Genomic DNA, 23,201 nt, shown 5'->3' with positions numbered 1-23,201 from the left:
CACACCTTCCCCTAACACTTTGATCTAGCAAAAAGTAATTGAAAATTTTTACAATTGTTATATAAATAATTTAACCTTAAAGCGTGTTTAAATTTAGATAAAACTTAATACCTTTATTAATTAAATCAAAGAACGTTTAAATGGGTTCTTTGTCGTATTTTTTTGATTTATACTCTAAAAACAACAATATTTATATGGCTATTAATGAATCTAAACTGAATTCTAAAATCTGGTTATCTCCACCGCACATGAGTGGACACGAACAGGAATTCATTACAGAAGCATTTAAATTAAATTGGATTGCTCCCTTAGGACCAAACGTAAACGGCTTTGAGAAAGATATTGAAACATATCTAAGTCAAGAAAGCTACGCAACGGTTTTAAGCTCTGGCACCGCAGCAATTCATCTTGCATTAACCCTTTTAGGAGTTAAACAAGGTGACGAGGTTATATGCCAAACAAAAACGTTTGTAGCATCTGTAAACCCAGTGGTTTATTTAGGAGCAACACCTATTTTAGTAGATAGCGAAGAACAAACATGGAACATTTGTCCTGTGTTATTAGAAAAAACAATAAAAGATAGAATTAAAAAAGGAAAAAAACCAAAAGCTATTATAGCTATTAATTTATACGGAATGCCATATAATGTAAAACAAATTCAAGCAATATCTAATCAATACAACATTCCTGTTGTAGAAGATAGCGCGGAATCATTTGGCAGTCAGGTTAATGGTCAGAAATGTGGCACATTTGGTGATTTTTCCATTCTTTCGTTTAACGGAAATAAAATAATAACAACCTCTGGTGGTGGCGCTCTAATTAGTAAAACCGAAGCTTTAAAGAAAAAAGCAATTTTTTTAGCTACACAAGCAAAAGAAGACGGCATAGAGTACGAACATAAAAACATTGGCTACAATTACAGAATGTCAAATATTATTGCAGGAATTGGCCGAGGACAAATAAAAGTTCTGGACAACTATGTCGCTTTAAGACAAAGAAACCATAGCTATTACCACAAACAATTACAGCACATTGATGCCATTACATTTTTAAAAGAACCAGAAGGATACACTTCCAACAGATGGTTAACCTGTATTTTACTAGACACAAAACAAACAAGAGATAGCTTACTAGAATTATTAAATAAAAACAACATTGAAGCAAGACCTTCATGGAAACCAATGCACTTACAACCTTTATACAAAGATGCTCCTGCGTATTTAAACGGAGTTTCTAATAATTTATACGAAAAAGGTTTGTGCTTACCAAGTGGATCTTGTCTTACAGAAGTAGATTTAAACCGAATAACAAAATTAATTATATCACACTTTGATTAATTATAACGACATATTAAGAAAACTAACAGATAGATACGCATCCAAATGGCTTGTGTTACTGTTTGATTCTTGTATTGTGCTCCTCACCTTCTTTATAGCGTATATAATTAGATTCAATTTTGAAATAGATTTTAATTTTTACACTTTCTTAAAACAACTTCCATTTGTATTTGCAGCAACCGTAATTAGTTTTTTAATAGTTAGCTCACATAAAGGTGTTGTACGTTTTACAGGAGTAAAAGATGTTGTAAATGTGGTAATTGGCTTAAACATCTTAGCAACCATACTAATTGTCACCACCTACATAAGTAGAAAATATAATTTTGATAGTGTTTTTGATATTCCTGGATCTATTATATACATCCATTTACTACTAAATATCTTCTTTTTAATAGGTGCGAAGTTTTTTATTAAACACATGTATAAAAGCTTGTTCCATGATTTAGAAAGTTTAAAAACGGTACTTATTTACGGCGCAGGAAACTCCGGAATGGTAACTTATGATGCTATTACAAATGATGCTAAAAGTAATATTAATGTTTTTGGATTTTTAGACGATAAAGAAGGTAAAATTGGAAAAAAAATAAACATGCTTAATGTTTATAATCCAAAAAAAATAGACAGAGCATTTGTAGAAAAAAACAACATAGACGAAGTAATTATATCCATTCAAAACATAGATTCTAGCAGACTTTTAGAAATCTCAGGTTCGTTCTTTGCTTTAAATTTAAAAGTAAAAATTGTTCCAGATGTACAACATTGGATTGATGGCGACTTAAGTATTGGTCAAATTAAAGATATCAAAATTGAAGACCTCTTAGGAAGAGAGCCAATCAGAATTGATAATCCGTTATTAATAGACGAATACAACAATAAAGTGCTCTTAGTAACCGGAGCTGCAGGGTCTATTGGTAGCGAGTTGGTTAGAAAATTAAGCAATTTCCAATTTAAAAAACTAGTAATTATAGATAATTCTGAATCTGCTTTATACGATTTACAGCAAGAACTCAAAAGAAACAACATAACAAAGGTTGAGACGATTATTGCAGACGTAAGAAACAAACAGCGATTAGATCAAATTTTCAACACATATAAACCTGAAATTATATTCCATGCCGCAGCATACAAACACGTACCTTTAATGGAGAACAATCCATTCGAAGCTGTCAGTGTAAATGTTTTTGGCACATATAATACAGCAGAACTTGCCATGAAACATGGCGCAGAAAAATTCATATTAATATCTACAGATAAAGCCGTAAACCCAACCAATGTAATGGGAGCAACAAAGCGAATTGCCGAAATATGCATCTTCTGTCAAAAAAACATAGTAAAGGGAAAAACGAAATTTATTATCACAAGATTTGGTAATGTTTTAGGATCTAACGGCTCTGTAATTCCATTATTCAAAAAACAAATAGAAACTGGAGGGCCTTTAACTGTAACACACAAAGATATTATTCGTTATTTTATGACTATACCAGAGGCTAGTCAATTAGTACTAGAAGCAGCTGCAATGGGGCTAGGTGAAGAAATATTTGTTTTCGACATGGGAAAACCAGTTAAAATAATAGACTTAGCCAAGAATATGATAGCGCTTTCTGGATTAAATTACCCAGAGGATATTGATATTAAGATAATTGGACTTCGACCTGGTGAGAAAATCTTTGAAGAATTGTTAATAGATGGTGAAAACACAAAACCAACTTATAACGAAAAAATAATGATTGCCCAATGTAGAAACGTTAATGCAAGTCAATTAGAAAAAATTAAAAAATTACTAATGCTAGACTCTACTTCTTCCAATATAGAAATAGTATCTTTAATAAAGGACATAGTACCAGAATACAACCCTAACAATACCAAATACGATGTTTTAAACATAAAATAAATTTAAAAACGCTATTAATCATGAAACCAATTTTTAACCAACCAAAAACTAGTATTGTTGCTGCGCTATTAGCAATTTTTCTATTTGCATCTTGCACATCAACACAAGAAATAACTTACTTTCAAGACGAAACACTTGAAAACTATGAGCCTATCGATTTTAATACTGATGTAGTTTATAAAACGAACGACAAGATATCAATAATTGTGTCGTCACTAGACCCAGAAGCAGCAAGACCATTTAACCTTCCTACAATATCTGAAGGTCAATCTGCAATTGTAACACAAGGAAGCACCAAAATGCAGACTTATTTGGTAGATAAGTATGGTAATATTGAATTCCCTGTGCTAGGACAAATAAAAATAGGAGGCTTAGGAAGAACAGAAGCAACCGAATTACTAAAAACTAGATTAAAAGAATACTTAAAAAACCCAATTGTAAATATTAGACTAATAAACTTTACAATCACAGTTTTAGGAGAAGTTCGCAATCCAGGAACATTTGTTCTAGAAGACGAAAAAATATCATTATCTGAAGCTTTAGGTTACGCCGGAGATTTAACTATTCACGGAAGAAGAGATAATGTTTTACTAATTAGAGACAATAATGGTACAAAGCAGTATTCTAAATTCGATTTAACATCTATTTCTGTATTAAACAATCAAAGCTATTACTTGGCTCAAGATGATGTTGTATACATATCACCAAACAAAGCTAAAGTACGCTCTTCATCATACAATCAAAACACTGCAGTTGTAATTTCTGCACTTGCAGTAATAGTTTCATTAACTGCAATTATTGTAAATTAAAAAACCTACAAATGAATAATAACGCTGCAAATCAAAAAGAGCATTTTAGAGATTTAGTAGATCCATATTTAAGTAAATGGAAACTAGTAATCTTTTGCGTAATTGCCGCATTCGCATTAGCTCATTTATACTTGAGATATGCTACCTACCAGTACAAAGCAAGCGCAACAATACAAATAAAAGACGAAAGACAAAGTACAAAACTACCCGAGATTTCTTCTTTGCAAAATTACGGTTTATTCAAAAAAGATCTTAATAATGTTTTAGATGAAGCCGAAATTATTGGATCCAGAGAATTAATAGAACAGGTAGTTAAAGATTTAAAATTCAATATTCAATATTATGTAGAAGGTAGAATTCAAAATCACGAAGTTTACGCTAACCCTCCTTTAAACTTAAATTTTAGCGCACCAGATTCTATTCTCTTTCTAGCAGACACTATAATGAATGTGAAAATACATTCAAAAACACAATTCCTACTTAAAGGAATAACAGAAGGTGAAAAAATATGGAAATCTAAAGACCAAAATATTGAAGACCAAGGTACACTACACAGTTTTGGCCAACCTATAAAAACAGGCTTTGGTGATATTATTATAACTCCAAACCTTGGACAATATGCAGCTAAAATTGGATCTAATATTACTATCCAAATTTCTCCAATCAGTAAAGTAACCGGAATTTTTAAAGGCGCTTTACGTATTGAAACAAAAGAATACTCTAGCATCATCAAATTATCTATCACAAATAACAATAGAGAAAAAGCATCTTTGTTTTTAAGTAGACTAATAGAGGTTTATAACAATGATGTTGTTAAAGATAAACAGCAAGTAGTAGAAATTACTTCCGACTTCATTAACAGTAGACTTGAAATTGTTTCCAGAGAATTAGGTCAAGTAGATTTAACAGCAGAAACCATTCAAAAAAGAAACAGATTAACAGATTTAGCAACCCAGTCTAATATCTTTTTACAAACAGAAAGAGATAATGAATCCCAGATAGTAAACACAACGAATCAAATTCAGCTAATTGATTACATGAAAGATTTCGTGGATGAAAATAGTGAATCTTCCGATTTATTACCGGCAAATATTGGTATTGCGGAAAACTCCATTAGCGAAATCACAAGAAGACACAATGATCTCGTTATAGAAAGAAACCGATTATTAAAACACTCTAGTGAGAAAAACCCAACCGTTGTAAATCTAACTAATCAGATTGATGAGCTAAAAGGGAATCTAAACCAAAACTTGAATAACATTAAATCTTCTAATGAAATTACATTAAATGCACTAAGTGAAAAAGCAAGTAAGATAAGCGGTAAAATTTATACGACACCTACAAAAGAACGACAGTTTAGAGACACACAAAGACAGCAAAACATAAAAGAATCCCTTTACCTATATCTACTTCAAAAACGTGAAGAAGCAGCTATTTCTCATGGCATCTCCTCTCCTAACGCTAAAATAGTAGACAAAGGATATGCTGGCGGAAAACCAATTTCACCTATAAAACCAATTATATATCTATCCGCACTTATTTTAGGAGCAAGTTTACCTATTGGATTAATCTATTTATTCCAATTACTAGATTCTAAAGTACACACAATTAAAGACATTAAAAAGAATATTGACGTACCATATTTAGGAGATATACCGAAATCGAACAACCGTAAAAAGTTAATCGATAAAGTAGACTACTCTTCAAAAGCAGAAGCCTTTAGAATGGTAAGAACCAATATAGATTTCATGCTTCAAGACATTACAGATAGAGCTAAGATTATTTTTGTAACCTCTACAACAAGTCAAGAAGGAAAGTCGCATACCTCAATAAACTTAGCTTCTTCCCTCTCATTTTCTGAAAAGAAAGTGCTTTTAATTGAAACAGATATTCGTGTACCAAAAGCTACTAATTACTTAAAAATTAAAAACGACATAGGAATCACTAATTTTATTGGCAACAAACAGCTTACCGCTAGTGAGGTAACAACAAAATTAGAAGACAATCCTTTTTTAGATGTAATTCCGTCGGGCGTTATACCTCCTAACCCTTCCGAGTTATTAATGAGTGATCGTGTTGGAGAATTATTTGAATCTGTTAAAAACAAGTATGACTACATTATTGTAGATACTGCTGCTGTTGGTTTAGTTACAGATACACTACTAATTAGTAAGTATGCAGATATGTTTGTGTATGTAGTGCGAGCTAACTACATCGATAAACGTCAATTACATATAGCACAAACCATGTACACAGAGAAACGCCTACCAAATATGGCTATTTTATTAAACGCTGTGGACCACAAAAAAGGTGGAAGTTACACCTATGGCTATGGCAAAGATCCTTCAAAGAAAAAATGGTGGAAAAGATCTAGCTAACACCTAATATGTCATAAAAAACCCCGAAAATTAAAGTTTTCGGGGTTTTTAAATTTATAATTAGAATCAGTAATCCAACGACCTAACCCTTTCTTCGTTGTTTTTCCTTCTTCAATAAAGTAAGTTCACGACCTGTTTGCCCTGCAACAGAGGTGTTTTCTTCTGCTCTACGAATAAGGTAAGGCATCACATCTTTAACCGGCCCGAAAGGAATATATTTTGCTACATTATAGCCATAATGCGCAAGATTATAACTAATATGATCACTCATACCATAAAGTTGCCCGAACCAAACTCTAGAATCATTATTCACTATGTTTTTGGCTTTCATTAAATCCATAACCAAATAACTACTATCTTCATTGTGTGTTCCTACAAAAACAGACATAATATCTAAATGATCTAAGGTATACGCAACAGCTGTATTAAAGTTTTCGTCTGTCGCTTGTTTACTAGCACAGATTGGCGTAGTATATTTTTTCTTTTCTGCTCGCTCATTTTCTTTTTCCATGTAAGCGCCACGAACCAATTTATAACCAAGGAAGTAATTGTTAGCTTTAGCTAAATCAGTTTCTTTTTTCAAAAAAGCCATTCTATCATGTCTATACATCTGTAAAGTATTATAAACAATAGGCTTTTCGGTATTGTACAATTGCATCATTTGGGTAACCAAATCATCTGCTGCGTCTTGCATCCAGCTTTCTTCACCATCAATTAAAACAACAACATCTTTTTCTTTTGCTGCTTTACACACGGTATCAAATCTTGCGACTACTCGATTCCATTCCTCTTGCTCTTCTGAAGTAAGCGTTGCTCCTTCTCCTAATTTCTGGTATAAATGAAATCTTCCAAAACCAGTTGGTTTAAAAACCACAATTGGCATGCTTTCTTTTTCATCAGCAAAATTTACAATTTTCAATATTTTCTGCATTGCTGCATCAAATTCTGCTTCACTTTCTTTTCCTTCCACCGAATAATCCAAAACAGAACTCACCCCTTTGGTATACATGTTCTCTATAACAGACAAACAATCTTCTTCGTTTACACCACCACAAAAGTGATCAAAAACAGTAGAACGTATCAAACCTTCAATTGGCAGATGCGCTTTTAATGCAAAGTTTGTAGCTGCAGTACCAATACGAACCAAAGGCTCATTAGAAATCATTTTAAACAAAAAATAAGCACGTTCTAATTGCGTATCTGTTTTTAACGCGAAAGCAATTTCTGTGTTTTCAAATATTTTACCTGTATGCATGATGCGATTATTAAATTTTATAGAACAAATATAATTGAAGTCTACCAAATTTGATTAATTTCTCCTTATTTTTACCCTAAAATAATTCTATAGTTAATGACACCTATTACCACCCAAGATTACAGTATCTATTTTAATGAAAGCGCTTATACTTCTTTAAATGAACACTTAAAAGCTTCAAATTATTCTAAAATTTTCTTTTTAGTGGACGAAAATACAAATGCAGATTGCCTCCCTTTTGTATTAGCAAATATAGACGCTGAAATAACGTATGATGTTTTAGAGATAGAATCTGGAGAAGAAAACAAGAACCTAGATATATGTTTAGGTCTCTGGGAAGCTTTATCCGAATATGGAGCGGACAGAAAAAGTTTAATGATCAATGTTGGTGGTGGTGTAATTACAGACTTAGGTGGTTTTGTGGCTTCTACATTTAAACGCGGTATTTCTTTTATAAATATCCCTACATCTTTGCTTGCCATGGTGGACGCCTCCATTGGCGGTAAGACCGGAATAGATTTAGGACATCTAAAAAATCAAATCGGAGTTATAAATACTGCAGAAATGGTGCTAATAGACACCGCTTTTTTAGCAACATTACCAGAAAACCAAATGCGTTCTGGCTTAGCCGAAATGCTAAAACACGGATTAATTTCAAACCAAACATATTGGAGCAAATTTCTAGATCTTTCTAAACAAACAACTAAAGATTTAGACGTGCTCATTTACGAATCTATAGTCATTAAAAAAGATATTGTAGAGCAAGATCCTCACGAAGAAAACGTTAGAAAAACTTTAAACTACGGACATACGCTAGGTCACGCTATAGAATCTTATTTCTTGAGCAATGCAGACAAAGAACCACTACTTCATGGGGAAGCAATTGCTGTCGGTATGATTTTAGCAAGCTTTATTTCCACCAAACTGGTTGGTCTTGATACGACTATAAACGAAGAAATAAAAGCAACAATCACAAGCGTTTTTGGTAAAGTGATTTTTAACGAAAAAGACTACACTCCTATCATTGAACTACTTATATATGATAAAAAGAACGAACACGGTAATATCAACTTTGTTCTTCTTGAAGCTATTGGAAAACCAAAAATCAACTGTAAAGTTTCAAACGAATTAATACTAGAAGCATTTAATTTTTACGCTTCGTAACTTTTTGGTTTAAAATTTTGTAACTTTAATTCGCTTGAATAAGAAAACACTATAGATTTATTAACTTAAATACTCTAGTTATGCGAAGAATAATTGTAAACTACAAAAAGTTAACTCCAGAACTTCTGGATTTGTTAACACAAAAATTTCCTGATGGTTATGGAGATAACGATATTATCGTTTTTGATAACCATAAAAATGAAACTATTGAAGCTGTTGAGGTAAAAACTGAAGACGCTATTTACCTTGTTAAGGTAAATAGCAAGCTACATTATACGATGACCAATTTTGATATTAATGATGACGTGCTTTTAAATGATTCTGGACACATCATCATTGATGAAGAAGAATAATTACAGATACCTCTCTTTAATTACTTGGCAATGATGCTTTTCATGACCTATATTAATAAAGCCAATTGCTCTAACAGACATATTTCCTCCACTTGCTTTACCGCTTTGTAAAAGCATATCGTTAGTAAGACTCTCAAACAAACTTATTGTCGATTTTCTAACATGCGTATATTCTTCTATAAGCGACGCCTTCGTTCTTCTGTTTGCTTCACTAGATGGTGTATATGCATCCTGATCATAACCTGGTAATTCGGTTTTGTCATTTCTAGAAAAACGCAAAGCACGATATGCAAACACACGTTCTGTATCTATTATATGCTGCACCACCTCTTTAATACTCCACTTACCTTCTGCATAAGCGAACTCCATCTTGTCTTCTGGTAAATTATTAAAGAAACCCAGTGTTGTATTAAAACTTTCATTTAAGCCATCTAACAAGCTTAAATCACCAGCCTTACCAATATAAGTGCCATAATAAGAATTGTATTCTGAAGGATTTAAATCTTTTACTTTCATAATTTTAAGGTATAAAAAAAGCCCTTTAAAAAAGGGCTTAATAAGTATCTATATGACTTCTATAATTCACTAAAAATAGAATGCATTAATCGTTTTTTATCGTTTATACTTTCCTCTAAAGAAATCATCGATTCTGTTCTGTAAATACCTTCAATATCATCTAATTGAAAGATAATATCTTTTGCATGCTCTGTGTTTTTTGCTCTAATTTTACAGAAAATATTAAATTTCCCTGTAGTAATATGTGCGACAGTTACATTTGGTATTTCGTTGATACGCTCTAATACAAATTTTGTTTGTGATGTATTTTGTAAAAACACGCCAACATAAGCAATAAAGGAGTAACCAAGTTTTTTATAGTCTAAAGTTAATGAAGAACCTTTTATTATTCCTGCATCTTCCATTTTTTTAACTCTTACATGCACAGTTCCAGCAGAAATTAATAATTTTTTTGCTATATCTGTAAAAGGAACTCTCGTATTTTGAATCAACATATCTAAAATCTGATGATCTATTTCGTCTAATTTAAACTTAGCCATTTTATTGTATTATTAAATTTTCTTCAAAAATAATACATTTTTATTGATTTATATATACTAAATTTCAAGATTTTGTTATTTTTAATGAAATTTCTTCATTTTTTAACTTTACTAAATCGTTTTCGTAACCTATAATTATTGCCTCTTTTTCCACCGTTTCTACCACACTTCCATTCGCTTCTATTTCTCTATGCGCAAAAAACTGATTTCGGCCTGTAAATTTTTCTATTTTAGGTATAAATTCAATAGTATCTGTAATTAATCGTTCTTGATACTGAATGGCTATATCCAATAAATCACCTCCTTGAACTACTCTAGCATTTCTAATAATAAGATCATAAAAGCACTTTTGGTTTTCTGGAATATCTAAATAAGGAAGATAAGCATCACCAGAAACCACATTGTTAGTTATATAGTTTAACGAAACTAACAAAGACTGAAAAATATACGCTCTCACATTTTCTCTTGCGTAGTCATCCTTATAATGACCAGCTTCAAAAAGAATTGTTGGAATATTTTGGGTCTGAAAGGTATCACCAACGCAATTAATATTAAAAGCATCATCATAAACACCAACTTGATTTGGTATTTGTTGCTGTAAATTAGCATTCATAACCGCAATAACTTCCATTGCTCTCTTTCTATTAGGAGTAATAGTACAGATTTCGTCTTGTGCTGGAGCTAAAAACGAAACTGTAGCAACGTTATCTGTGTTTCCTGCACTAAAAATAGTCCGTTGCCCATGTAGATTATAGCAAAAATGAGGTTTAAAACTCTCAAAACAGGTTTTAAGAATAATACTTTCTGGCTGCGTAAGATCTTGAGCATCTCTATTTAAATCCACCTGATTCGCATTAACACGTGTATATGCTTTTGCGCCATCGGGACTTAAAATAGGTATAATTTGTATCGTGCAAGTCTTTAAAATAGCTTCTGAAACTTCTTCACCACTTAATAAAAGGTTTATTAAATCGAAAATCGCCTTCGTTGTGGTACTTTCATTTCCGTGCATTTGCGACCACATTAATATTTTTTTCGATCCAGATCCAATGGTAATAGTATGAATATTTTCTTGAAGAACAGATTTTCCTACCACTAAAACTTCGCATTTTTCAGCTAATTTCTCCAGTAGAGGAGCTATGCTTTCCGAGTGAATATATCGTCCAAAAAGCTGTGCTTCTTTGTGTTCTTTATATAATGATTTTAAGGTTTCTAATTCCATATGTAACTTGTATTGATTACAAAGGTAAACAATTGATAATTTACAATTGTAAACAAGATTACACCGCTCTTTTGGTTACATTGTTAAACAAAAACAACAGCGTTTACAAGACGAAACATAAAACCGCTTAGAAAAATTTAACATAATTTAAATTTAACAATCAAATATCTTATTTTCAGTTAATTAACACATATTATATGAAGTAAAAAATCAACTATAATCAAATATAACAAGTAAATACAATAGTACTATCAAAATAATGTTTACATTTGTAACGTTATAAAAACAAAACAACTTGTTTACAATGATAAACATCGAAGGATTTACAAAAAGACTACAGAAAGTCATCGATTTTTACGGAGAAAGTGCTTCCTCTTTTGCAGAGAAAGTTGGTGTGCAACGCTCTACTATTTCGCATATTCTTTCCGGCAGAAATAAGCCTAGTTTAGATTTTGTAATGAAGGTACTCTCCCATTTTCCAGAAGTAGAATTATATTGGTTGATGAATGGAAAAGGAGTTTTTCCAAATGAAAATAAAACCGAAGAAAAAATTCCAGAAACTCCGAAAGTGGAAAAAGTGGAAAAAAAAATACTCCCTCCTAAAAATGAAAATGTAGGAATTCCGAATCCATCTTCTTCTAATTTTTCCTTAAACACTTCTTCCGAAAAAAAAATAGAACGCATTGTAATTTTTTATACCGATGGTAGTTTTCAAAATTTTAACAATTCATAAACTAGTGCCTAAAATTTTCAAATAAACGATTCTTACGACTTTTCATAAAAAGGTGTATTATAACAGAAAAGATTATTAATTTTGTACAAAAGATTTTTAATGAGATATTTTTTGATTGCCTTAGTACTTTTAAGTTTTTCTAGTTGTTACCAAGTAGAAAGAAATTGTACAGATTACAAAACAGGTAGTTTTTATAGCGAAGTTATAATTGACTCTGTGGTTTATAAATCTGATTTTACAAGAACTAAAGATTTACAAATAGAAGTGTACCAAGGTAAAACAGATTCTGCACAAGTACGATGGATTAACGACTGCGAGATGATCTTTAAGACCATTAATCCTAAAAACATGGCAGAACGTAAAGATGTGCATTTAAAAATCCTTACAACAACAGATAGCTCATATACTTTTGAGTATTCTTATGTTGGCGAAAAGTTGAAACAAAAAGGGAAAGCTTTTAAGAAATAGTTTTCTATCCCAATGTGCTCGACACATTGAGAAATAAATAACAAATAAATATGTTAGATTTTTTACTTACTAGTGATGCGTTATTCGCACTATTAACCTTAACGTTTTTAGAAATTATTTTGGGTATAGATAATATTGTATTTATATCTATTGCTGCAAATAAATTACCAGAAGAGCAGCGTAGCAAAGCAACAAACATTGGTTTACTACTAGCCATGGTACAACGTATTATATTGTTGTTCTTCGTTTCTTTTTTAGTTGGTTTAAGTAAGCCCTTTTTTCATTTTGAAAGTTCCTGGTTACAAATAGCAATAAGCTGGCAAAGCATTATACTGTTTGTTGGAGGATTATTTTTAATTTATAAAAGCACATCAGAGATTAGAGAAAAAGTAGAAACACCAAGTCATGATGAAGACGAAATAAAAGGAAAAAAGATAACCTCTTTATGGCAAGCCATTACGCAAATAATAATTATAGATTTTATTTTTTCAATAGATTCTATATTAACTGCTGTTGGTATGACAAATGGATTACATGAAAATCATTATTACAACCTAGTTTTAATGATTATTGCTGTTGTAATATCTATTGCAATTATGATTGGTTTTGCAAACCCAATTCGCAAGTTTATAGATGCACATCCAAGTATACAGATTTTAGGATTATCCTTTTTAATACTAATTGGTTTTATGCTAATTACAGAAGCAGCTCACCTTTCGCACACTAATTTATTCGGAAAAACGGTTGGAGCAATACCTAAAGGATATCTTTACTTTGCCATTGCATTCTCATTAATGGTAGAGTTTATTAATTTTAGAATTACTAGGAAGAAATAAAACATTCTTAAAGCAAGTCTAGATTTCCTGACAAACTTGAAATAAGTACATACTAAAAATGTCATTCCGGAACCAATCAAGGAATTTTAATAATAGATTTCTCGATGACACTCGAAATGACATTTTGATTTAAAAGGTCAAATATTTTTTTATCAATGTTGGTGTTTTCTACCAACAATAGCAGATGCATTATAATTATATAGATTCTGAAAACAAGTTCAGAATGACATAATATTAAAACAACGTTATTTGTCCGTCTCCTCCTTCCGGAAGCTCTTTATCGTCTTTAGGTTTTTCATCTTCCTTTTTAGAATCTTCTTTTTTGGAATCTTCTTTTTTAGGATTTTCTGGTTTTGGACTTTCCGCTGCTTTTTTTTCTATTTTTTCGTCTTTAGGCTTTTCCTCTTTAACTTTTTCAGCAACCGGTTCTTCGGCAACATTTTCTTCTTCTACAACTTCAATTTCTTCGGCTGGAACTTCTTCAGGAGCTTCATAAGGCAAAGGATCTAATAAACTTATTTGGTTTACTTTGTCTTTGGTAAGTTGATTTCCTAAAGCAGAAATTCCTTTTACTGCAATAAATTCTTCTAAATTTATTTCTACATTATCTTTTCTATCTTTTCCTCTTTCTTTTTTAAACTCAATATCTGCCATTGGTTTCCAATCTGTAGAAACAATTTCCAATTGCGATTTTGGGTGTTCTGAAATAAAGCTTTCTTCCTTGCCTTCGGTTTCAATTAAAAAACGTTTCACATAATAGCGTTCTTTTTCGCCATCAAAATAAATTGCCGAAATTGGTTTTTTAGGAATCCATTTTTCCAACACAATCATGTCTTCATCAAAATGCGCTGTGATTTCTGGAAGTATGGTTTTTACCACTCCAGATTGTGTGATGATTAACAACCTATCTTCTCCTCTAAATTCCCCAATCAATTCTCCTCTTCCATCCACGTTTAATCGTTGCACGGTATCATCGAACCAAATTTTACGAGGTTTTAAAGTAGAAACCCCTTTTTCTTTGAGCTCAATTTTCTTAACTGCATGTTTGGTAACGACGTTTCCTTTAGAAGCTCTTCCTTTTATTAATACATCTGAAAAATCTAAATCCCATTTCAGCTTTTTAACTCCTCCAACTTGACGTAATATTATGGAAACCACTTCTGCTTCTCCATTTGGATTTGCAGAAAAATATAAGGCTACGGAATTAGAATTTCCGTTGGTTAAATCATACTCTCTATCACGAGTTGTGCTAGTAACGGCAAATCGTTTTACATAAGAAGGTCCGCCTTTACCATCGCGATAAATCATATTATAAATAGTACGTTTATCTTTCTTTTTAAAGATGGCAACGTGAATAATATCTTTACCAATAAAAGTTTTGCTATCTACTTTGGTAACCATCATTTTACCCGATTTGGTAAAAACAATAATATCATCAATATCACTGCAATCGCCAACATACTCGTCTCTTTTTAACGAAGTACCAACAAAACCTTCTTCTCTATTGACATACAGTTTTGTGTTACGAATAATTACTTTTGTAGCATCAACGTCATCAAAAATTCTGATTTCTGTTTTACGCTCACGTCCTTCACCATATTCCTTTTTTAATCTTGTAAAATATGCAATAGCATAGTCAATAAGATTTGCAAGATGATGTCTTACTTCTGCAATTTGTTCTTCAAGTGCATCAATTTTTTGTTGTGCTTTATCGATATCAAATTTAGAAATACGCTTGATTCGAATTTCTGTTAAACGCGTAATATCTTCTACAGTAATAGCACGTTTTAAATGTTTTATATGTGGCTGAAGTCCTTTGTCAATGGCTTGAATTACACCATCCCAAGTTTCTTCTTCTTCAATATCGCGATAGATTCGTTTTTCGATAAAAATACGTTCTAACGAAGCAAAATGCCATTGTTCTTGAAACTCGCCAAGTTTAATTTCTAATTCTTGCTTTAAAAGCTGTACCGTATTATCTGTACTACGACGAAGCATTTCTGAAACACCAACAAAATAAGGCTTGTTATCTTCAATAACACAACCTAAAGGTGAAATAGAAGATTCACAATTGGTGAATGCGTATAGCGCATCAATGGTTTTATCTGGTGAAATACCGGAAGGCAAATGCACCAAAATTTCTACATTGGCAGCGGTATTATCTTCAATTTTCTTAATTTTTATTTTTCCTTTTTCATTCGCTTTTAATATAGAATCAATTAAAGACGAGGTATTGGTTGCAAAAGGAATTTCTGTAATTACTAATGTGTTTTTATCATATTGAGAAATTTTTGCTCGTACGCGAACTTTCCCTCCTCTTAAACCATCATTATAACTAGTAACATCTGCAATTCCTGCAGTAGGAAAATCTGGAAGAATGGTAAATCGTTTTCCTTGTAAATGTTTTACAGAAGCATCAATTAACTCGATAAAATTGTGTGGTAATATTTTGGTCGATAAACCAACTGCAATTCCTTCTCCTCCTTGCGCCAAAAGCAACGGAAACATTACCGGAAGATTTACTGGCTCTTTTCGTCTACCATCATAAGAAGCTTGCCATTCGGTGATTTTCGGATTAAAAACAACATCCAATCCAAATTTAGAAATACGCGCTTCAATATAACGAGAAGCTGCCGCTCTATCTCCGGTTAATATATTTCCCCAGTTTCCTTGCGTATCTATTAGCAAATCTTTTTGTCCGATTTGCACCATAGCATCTGCAATACTTGCATCTCCATGCGGATGGTATTGCATGGTATGCCCAACAATATTTGCTACTTTATTGTAACGTCCATCGTCTAGATCTTTCATGGAGTGCATGATTCTGCGTTGTACAGGTTTAAAACCATCTTCAATTGCAGGAACCGCACGCTCTAAAATAACATACGATGCATAATCTAAAAACCACTCTTTGTACATTCCAGTAACTCTGGTAATGGTTTCTTGCGGTTCTTGACTTTCGTTTTGTTCATTAATCAAATCGTCATTTTCTTCTATCATGAACTAGCTAATTTTTTATTGTTTTTAATCATTTTAGTTAAAGATTGTTTGATGTATTTTCGTTTCTTTTTAGAAACCAAAGTAACATTAAATCGTTCTTTTTTAGAAGTACCACTTTTATCCTTTACTAGCAACACCAAAGTATTGTACACTACATAGTTATTAAACTTAAAACCTTTTAAATCGGCTTTATTAAACTCTACAGTATGCTCTCTATAATTAAACCTATCAGACAATAATAAACCTTTATTAGTAACCACTACCTTCATGCCATCACTATCATACTCAAAAAATTTGGAGATAGAATGTACTGCAAAAAATAGTAAGCTAAAACTTAATACAATAATTAAGAAAACGACTAAAGGATTACTACTAATTTCATTAAACATTCTAAACATTATAGCAGAGATAATAGCAAATATTACAAGTATAAAATATATAGAAACTATGAAATTTTTTGTTTTATGATTGTTTGTTCTCATTTATGATTTTCTGTTTTAATGTAGAAATTATGCCTTATCTTCTTCTATAATATCTAATTCTACTTTAAGATTTTCGATAATAAACTCTTGTCTTGTTGGAGTATTTTTCCCCATGTAAAAACTAAGTAAATCTTCGATAGACATATCCTTATCTAGCATCACAGGATCTAAACGAATGTCTTCACCAATAAAATGAACAAACTCATCTGGTGAAATTTCACCAAGTCCTTTAAATCGAGTAATTTCAGGTTTCGGTTTTAGTTTTTCTACCGCATCCCTTCTTTCTTGTTCCGAATAGCAATACGCAGTTTCCTTTTTATTTCGGACTCTAAACAATGGTGTTTGTAAAATATAAAGATGGCCTTCTTTTATTATTTCTGGGAAGAATTGCAAAAAGAAAGTAATTAATAACAAACGAATATGCATACCATCGACATCGGCATCTGTTGCAATTACAATATTATTATAACGTAAATCTTCAATAGACTCTTCAATATTTAAAGCGGCTTGTAGTAAGTTAAATTCCTCGTTTTCATACACGATTTTTTTACTTAGTCCGTAACAGTTTAACGGTTTCCCTTTTAAACTAAATACTGCTTGCGTATTTACATCTCGTGATTTTGTAATACTACCAGATGCAGAATCTCCCTCGGTAATAAACAAGGTGCTTTCTAGGTTTCTTCCGTTTTTAATATCGCCAAAATGTACTCTACAATCTCTTAATTTTTTGTTGTGCAAACTCGCTTTTTTAGCTCTATCTTTTGCGAGTTTACGAATACCAGAAAGCTCTTTACGTTCGCGTTCTGCTTGTAATATTTTACGCTGAATACTTTCTGCTACATCTGTATTTTTATGTAGAAAGTTATCTAGGTATTTTTTCAGGAAGTCGTTAATATACGTTCGTACCGTTGGAAGCTCTCCTCCCATATCTGTAGAACCAAGTTTGGTTTTGGTCTGACTCTCAAAAACGGGTTCCATTACTTTAATAGCAATGGCGCAGACTACCGATTTACGTATATCGGAAGCTTCGTAATTTTTACCAAAATACTCTCTTATGGTTCGCACTAATGCTTCTCTAAAAGCAGCAAGATGCGTTCCTCCTTGCGTGGTATTTTGTCCGTTAACAAAAGAGTGATATTGTTCGCTATATTGTGTTTTACTATGTGTAAGGGCTACTTCTATATCGTCACCACGTAAATGAATAATTGGATAGGATCTATCGGTTTCGTTGATGTTTTCAGAAAGTAAATCTTTTAAACCATTTTCACTGTAGAATTTTTCGCCATTAAATACAATAGTTAAACCAGGGTTTAAGTACACGTAGTATTTCAGCATTTTTTCTACATACTCACTTCTATATTTGTATTTTTTAAATATAATTTCGTCTGGAACGAAAGATACTTTGGTTCCTTTTCGTCTTGAGGTATCTTCTAATAAATCTTGATTGATAAGGTTACCTTGTGCAAATTCCGCGGAAGCGCTTTTATTATCCCTTGTAGATTCTACTCTAAAAAAGGAAGACAATGCATTTACAGCCTTGGTTCCAACTCCGTTTAAACCTACCGATTTTTTAAAGGCTTTAGAGTCGTACTTCCCTCCTGTATTCATCTTAGAAACTACATCTACTACTTTTCCTAAAGGAATACCACGACCATAATCTCGAACAATAACCTTAGTACCATGAATAGAAATCTCAATGGTTTTACCGGCCCCCATTACATATTCATCGATGGAATTATCTAGTACCTCTTTTAAAAGAATATAAATACCATCATCTGCCGAAGAACCATCACCAAGTTTTCCAATATACATTCCTGGACGCATACGAATATGCTCTTTCCAGTCTAGTGAGCGTATATTATCTTCGGTATATTTGGTTTCTTGAGACATAGTTGAATAAAAATAGGATAAGTTGCTAAGATAGTATTTCGCAGGAAAAAATGAAATACAGAAGGCACAAAGTAATTAACAAGTTATTAGAAAATAAAAAGGAAGAGGTCATCGGTTTTTAATACGATGCGATTTCAGGAATTATTCAAATATTATGAAATAAAAAAGCGAGATGAAAATTCATCTCGCTTTTATTCTTTACTCTATTTTATCTATTCTTTTTTACACATTAAATAAGAAATGCATAACATCGCCATCTTTAACCACGTAATTTTTTCCTTCTACACGCATTTTACCAGCTTCTTTTACTTTCGCTTCACTACCATAAGTAACAAAATCTTCGTAAGCAATAACTTCTGCTCTAATAAAACCTTTTTCAAAATCGGTATGAATAACTCCAGCAGCTTGAGGTCCGGTTGCTCCAACATTAACTGTCCAAGCTCTTACTTCCTTCACTCCTGCAGTAAAATACGTTTGTTGTTTTAATAATTTATAAGCAGAACGAATTAATTTTGCAGCTCCAGCTTCCTCTAATCCTATATCTTGAAGAAACATTTGTCTTTCTTCATAATCATCCAATTCATTAATATCTGCTTCTGTACCAACTGCCAATACTAAAACTTCCGCATTTTCATCTTTTACAGCTTCTCTAACTAGTTCTACATAAGCATTACCAGAAACAGCAGACCCTTCATCTACATTACAAACATACATTACTGGTTTGTCTGTAATAAACTGACTAGGCTTTACAAATTCTAAGTAATCTTCATCGCTAAATTCTAAAGCTCTTACCGAAACACCAGCCTCTAAGTTTTCTTTTATTTTTAATAAAACAGCTTCTTCTTTTTGCGCTTCTTTATTTCCTGTTTTTGCAGCTCTTTTTACTTTATCTAATTTTTTATCTACAGTTTCTAAATCTTTTAACTGCAGTTCCATATCGATAGTTTCCTTATCTCTAATCGGATTTATATTACCATCCACATGAATAATATTATCATTATCAAAACAACGTAACACATGTAAAATAGCGTCGGTTTCTCTAATATTTGCAAGGAATTGATTTCCTAAACCTTCTCCTTTACTTGCTCCTTTTACTAAACCTGCAATATCTACAATCTCTACAGTTGCTGGTTGTACACGAACTGGATTTACTAGTTCTTCTAATTTTTCTAACCTAGGATCTGGTACATTTACAATCCCAATATTAGGTTCAATAGTACAAAACGGAAAGTTTGCACTTTGTGCTTTAGCATTAGATAAACAATTAAATAAAGTTGACTTTCCTACGTTTGGTAATCCTACAATTCCTGCTTTCATATTTGTTTTTCCGCGAATGCGGAAATCTTTAAATTAAACTTCTTTTTCCTGCTAAAGGAATGCACCTTTCCAGAAACTAATTTTTATTAGCGATTGCAAATATAAATTATACTTCTCAGTATTGATTAATTTTTAATAAATAAGTTAATAACTTAAAAACAAAACATCACTTAAATGTTTAATTTCCATATCTTTAAAATAACTAATCAAAAAAAATAGAACAAATGAAACACTTATTTTTATTTATGCTATCCCTTTTTAGCATCAGTTTTGCTATAGGACAAACCGTAACAGGTAATATTACAGATGCAGAAGGCTTGCCTTTACCCAATGTTAATATTATTGAAAAAAATACTTCTAATGGTGTTACCACCGATTTTGATGGAAATTACAGTATTGAAGTAAGTGAAAATGCGACACTTATTTTTAGCTATGTTGGCTATGACTCTCAAGAATTAGAGGTAAACGGACAATCTTCTATTCATGTTACCATGTCTGAAGGCGTAGGTCTAGATGAAGTGATTATTGTAGGATCTCGTAGCCCTAAAAGAACCGCTTTAGACACCGCTGTTCCTGTAGACGTTCTTGATGTTGCTGGAATTGCATCTACAACAGGAAAAGTCGAAGTTAATGAAATACTTCAATATGCGGCACCTTCCTTTAATGCCAGTAAACAATCGGGATCTGATGGTGCCGATCATGTGGTTCCTGCCTCTTTAAGAGGTTTAGGCCCAGATCAAACACTGGTTTTAATTAATGGAAAACGAAGACACCAATCTTCTTTGGTAAATGTCTTTGGAACAAGAGGTCGTGGAAATTCTGGTACCGATTTAAATGCTATTCCTGCTTCTGCAATTAAAAGAATAGAAGTTTTAAGAGATGGTGCTTCTGCGCAATACGGATCCGATGCCATTGCTGGTGTAATTAATATTGTACTTAAAGATAATACAGATGGTGTTTCTGGAGGTATTACTTATGGTGCTTATAGCACAGCCGTTGGAGATGGTTGGGAAGAAAAATCTGGAGAAACCTTATACAATGTAGAAGGAGAAAACAGATTAGATGGAAAAGACAGAAAGTATGATGGCGAAACTGTTAAAATCGATTTAAACTATGGGGTATCCTTAGGTGATAATGGAGGTTTTGTAAACTTTACCACAGAATTATTATCGAAAGACAACACACTTCGTCCTGGTTTTTCTTGGAGAAAAGGATATGGTAGTGCTGGTGTAGACGGATTTAATTTTATGGTAAATGCGGCAATTCCTGTAGGGGATAAAACTGAAATTTATGCTTTTGGTGGTCGTAACTTTAGAGATACCAATGCTTATGCTTTTTCTCGTGATGGTGAAGGAGATGATAGAACTGTCTTAAGTTTATATCCAAACGGATTTACACCTAGAATAACATCTAATATTACGGATGTTTCTGTTTCCGCTGGTGTAAGACATGAAATGAGTAACGGATGGCATTTAGACTTTAATAATACCTATGGTAAAAACAACTTCCATTATTATGTAAAAGATAGTAATAATGCTTCTATGCAAGATGGTTCTCCTACAGATTTTGATGCTGGTGGACATTATCTTTCTCAAAATACAACTGGAATAGATTTTAATAAGTATTTTGAAGATGTAGCTTCTGGATTAAGCATTGCATTTGGTATAGAATATAGAACCGAAAACTTCGGTATTTTTGCAGGAGAATTAGCTTCTTATTCTGTTTATGATGGTTCAGGTGCTGTCAATAATCCTTATGATGATATTGTTAGAGATGAAAATGGAGATCCAGTTTTAGATGGAGATGATGAACCGATAACGAATCCAAATGAAGATTTATTACCTGCCGGACCAGGAGGTTCTCAAGGTTTTCCGGGGTATAGCCCAGCTAATGAAATAGATAGAAGTAGAACCAATTATGGTATTTATTTTGATTCTGAAATCAATATTAGCGATGATTTTTTAATTGGAGGTGCTTTACGTTTTGAAAACTATAGTGACTTTGGAAACACTTTCAACTTTAAAATAGCAAGTAGATATAAATTACTAGACGATGCATTAGCAATAAGAGGTTCTGTATCTACCGGTTTTAGAGCGCCTTCTTTAGCGCAATTATATTACAACCTTATTTTTAATAATATTGTAGCTGGTGAATCTGTTCCTTCTTTATTATCTGCAAACAACAGTACAGTAACTAAAGCATTTGGTATTGAAGCATTAAAAGAAGAAAAAGCATTTAACGGAAGCTTAGGTTTTACCTTTAAGAAAAGCGGATTCTCTGCAACTATAGATGGTTATTTAATTAATGTAGACGACAGGATTATATTAACAGATAATTTTACAGATCAAGCCATTTTAGGCCCTCTTAATGTAGATGCTGCACAGTTTTTTGCAAATGGTGTAGACACACAAACAACAGGATTAGATATTGTTTTAGGTTATGAAATGTCTTTTGGAAAGGATAGTAAAGTAAATATAGGGGTTATAGGAAACATTAATAAGTTAAAAATTAAAAACATTAATACTCCAGAATTTGAAGGAAGTAGCATGACAGATGAAGAAGCAGAATTAAGATTTTTCGGTCCTTTTTCTCAAGCATATTTGCAAGCTGCTGCTCCAGATTATAAATTTGGCTTAAATCTTGGTTATACTAAATCTAAATTCAATGCCTTAGTATCTATTACTCGTTTTAGTGAAGTACAACTTCAAGATTTTCAATGGGTAGATTCTCCTCCTGTAACTTTTGCAGAAGCGGATGCTTTAAAACTAGTTGCAACAGATACCTATGAAGCAAGAAATATAGTAGACTTAAGTTTAGGATATAAGTTTACAGAAAGCCTGAGTTTAACTTTAGGAGCAAATAACTTATTTAATGAATATCCAACTTCTCAATTTGATGGCTGGACAGACCAAGGAGGATTAGCAGATTCTGTTCAAATGGGTTCTGATGGTAGATATATTTTTACAAGATTAGGGTTTAATTTCTAAAGTATTAAAATACAAAACAAAAAA

18 protein-coding genes are annotated in these 23,201 nt (G+C 32.2%); 10 read left to right on the top strand and 8 right to left on the bottom strand.

Going from position 1 to position 23,201, the window contains the following annotated elements; all coding sequences use genetic code 11:
* Positions 1-194: 194 nt before the first annotated feature.
* The 4 genes from FG167_RS13320 to FG167_RS13305 are packed head-to-tail and all read left to right on the top strand — an operon-like array spanning position 195 to position 6,415.
* On the top strand, positions 195-1,337 hold the full coding sequence (locus tag FG167_RS13320) for an aminotransferase class V-fold PLP-dependent enzyme (RefSeq protein WP_305067838.1): 1,143 nt from the start codon (positions 195-197) through the stop codon (positions 1,335-1,337).
* Complete coding sequence (locus FG167_RS13315) at positions 1,330-3,228, top strand: nucleoside-diphosphate sugar epimerase/dehydratase (protein WP_203458728.1); 1,899 nt, start codon at positions 1,330-1,332, stop codon at positions 3,226-3,228. Before FG167_RS13320 ends, FG167_RS13315 begins: the two co-directional genes overlap by 8 nt.
* Before the next feature lie 20 nt (positions 3,229-3,248).
* Complete coding sequence (locus FG167_RS13310) at positions 3,249-4,037, top strand: polysaccharide biosynthesis/export family protein (RefSeq protein WP_203458727.1); 789 nt, start codon at positions 3,249-3,251, stop codon at positions 4,035-4,037.
* Between the two features lie 11 nt (positions 4,038-4,048).
* Positions 4,049-6,415, top strand: a complete 2,367-nt coding sequence (locus FG167_RS13305) for a polysaccharide biosynthesis tyrosine autokinase (RefSeq protein WP_203458726.1) — start codon at positions 4,049-4,051, stop codon at positions 6,413-6,415.
* 82 nt (positions 6,416-6,497) lie between these two features.
* Here FG167_RS13305 and FG167_RS13300 read toward each other — a convergent pair whose 3' ends face one another.
* Positions 6,498-7,670 (bottom strand): proline dehydrogenase family protein, encoded by a 1,173-nt coding sequence (locus FG167_RS13300; protein WP_203458725.1) that lies wholly within the window; start codon positions 7,668-7,670, stop codon positions 6,498-6,500.
* 96 nt (positions 7,671-7,766) lie between these two features.
* On the opposite strand from FG167_RS13300, the gene aroB reads away from it, so the two are divergent.
* Positions 7,767-8,834, top strand: coding sequence for a 3-dehydroquinate synthase (gene aroB, locus FG167_RS13295; RefSeq protein ID WP_203458724.1), 1,068 nt, complete (start codon positions 7,767-7,769; stop codon positions 8,832-8,834).
* A gap of 80 nt (positions 8,835-8,914) precedes the next feature.
* Complete coding sequence (locus FG167_RS13290) at positions 8,915-9,187, top strand: hypothetical protein (protein WP_203458723.1); 273 nt, start codon at positions 8,915-8,917, stop codon at positions 9,185-9,187.
* Here the strand turns inward: FG167_RS13290 and FG167_RS13285 are convergent, their stop codons facing one another.
* The 3 genes from FG167_RS13285 to FG167_RS13275 form a co-directional block, all read right to left on the bottom strand.
* On the bottom strand, positions 9,188-9,703 hold the full coding sequence (locus FG167_RS13285) for a DinB family protein (RefSeq protein WP_203458722.1): 516 nt from the start codon (positions 9,701-9,703) through the stop codon (positions 9,188-9,190). It abuts the gene before it with no gap.
* Positions 9,704-9,762: 59 nt separating this feature from the next.
* The gene (locus tag FG167_RS13280; RefSeq protein ID WP_203458721.1) at positions 9,763-10,242 is read right to left on the bottom strand and encodes an Lrp/AsnC family transcriptional regulator; all 480 of its coding nucleotides are present in this window, start codon (positions 10,240-10,242) and stop codon (positions 9,763-9,765) included.
* 64 nt (positions 10,243-10,306) lie between these two features.
* Positions 10,307-11,464: a M14 family zinc carboxypeptidase gene (locus tag FG167_RS13275; protein ID WP_203458720.1), complete on the bottom strand. Its 1,158-nt coding sequence runs from the start codon at positions 11,462-11,464 to the stop codon at positions 10,307-10,309.
* A 304-nt stretch (positions 11,465-11,768) separates the two neighbouring features.
* On the opposite strand from FG167_RS13275, the gene FG167_RS13270 reads away from it, so the two are divergent.
* The 3 genes from FG167_RS13270 to FG167_RS13260 all read left to right on the top strand — a co-directional run bounded on the left by FG167_RS13270 (position 11,769) and on the right by FG167_RS13260 (position 13,501).
* Positions 11,769-12,197, top strand: coding sequence for a helix-turn-helix transcriptional regulator (locus FG167_RS13270; protein WP_203458719.1), 429 nt, complete (start codon positions 11,769-11,771; stop codon positions 12,195-12,197).
* 99 nt (positions 12,198-12,296) lie between these two features.
* Entirely contained in the window at positions 12,297-12,665 is a 369-nt protein-coding gene (locus FG167_RS13265; protein WP_203458718.1) for a DNA topoisomerase IV, read from the top strand.
* A 50-nt stretch (positions 12,666-12,715) separates the two neighbouring features.
* A complete protein-coding gene (locus tag FG167_RS13260) occupies positions 12,716-13,501 on the top strand; it encodes a TerC family protein (protein ID WP_203458717.1) in 786 nt (261 codons plus the stop codon).
* 234 nt (positions 13,502-13,735) lie between these two features.
* On the opposite strand, the gene FG167_RS13255 is transcribed toward FG167_RS13260, so the two are convergent.
* The 4 genes from FG167_RS13255 to ychF form a co-directional block, all read right to left on the bottom strand.
* The gene (locus FG167_RS13255) at positions 13,736-16,501 is read right to left on the bottom strand and encodes a DNA gyrase/topoisomerase IV subunit A (protein WP_203458716.1); all 2,766 of its coding nucleotides are present in this window, start codon (positions 16,499-16,501) and stop codon (positions 13,736-13,738) included.
* Positions 16,498-16,983, bottom strand: a complete 486-nt coding sequence (locus FG167_RS13250; protein ID WP_203458715.1) for a hypothetical protein — start codon at positions 16,981-16,983, stop codon at positions 16,498-16,500. The genes FG167_RS13255 and FG167_RS13250 overlap by 4 nt, the downstream gene beginning before the upstream one ends.
* A 27-nt stretch (positions 16,984-17,010) precedes the next feature.
* Positions 17,011-18,873: a DNA topoisomerase IV subunit B gene (locus FG167_RS13245; protein WP_055444724.1), complete on the bottom strand. Its 1,863-nt coding sequence runs from the start codon at positions 18,871-18,873 to the stop codon at positions 17,011-17,013.
* 222 nt (positions 18,874-19,095) lie between these two features.
* On the bottom strand, positions 19,096-20,190 hold the full coding sequence (gene ychF / locus FG167_RS13240; protein ID WP_055444723.1) for a redox-regulated ATPase YchF: 1,095 nt from the start codon (positions 20,188-20,190) through the stop codon (positions 19,096-19,098).
* Positions 20,191-20,414: 224 nt separating this feature from the next.
* On the opposite strand from ychF, the gene FG167_RS13235 reads away from it, so the two are divergent.
* On the top strand, positions 20,415-23,177 hold the full coding sequence (locus FG167_RS13235) for a TonB-dependent receptor (protein WP_203458714.1): 2,763 nt from the start codon (positions 20,415-20,417) through the stop codon (positions 23,175-23,177).
* Positions 23,178-23,201 lie beyond the last annotated feature (24 nt).

Origin of the sequence: Lacinutrix sp. WUR7 (genome assembly GCF_016864015.1) — a bacterium.
GTDB lineage: Bacteria > Bacteroidota > Bacteroidia > Flavobacteriales > Flavobacteriaceae > Oceanihabitans.
This window is presented reverse-complemented; position numbering and strand designations above follow the sequence as displayed.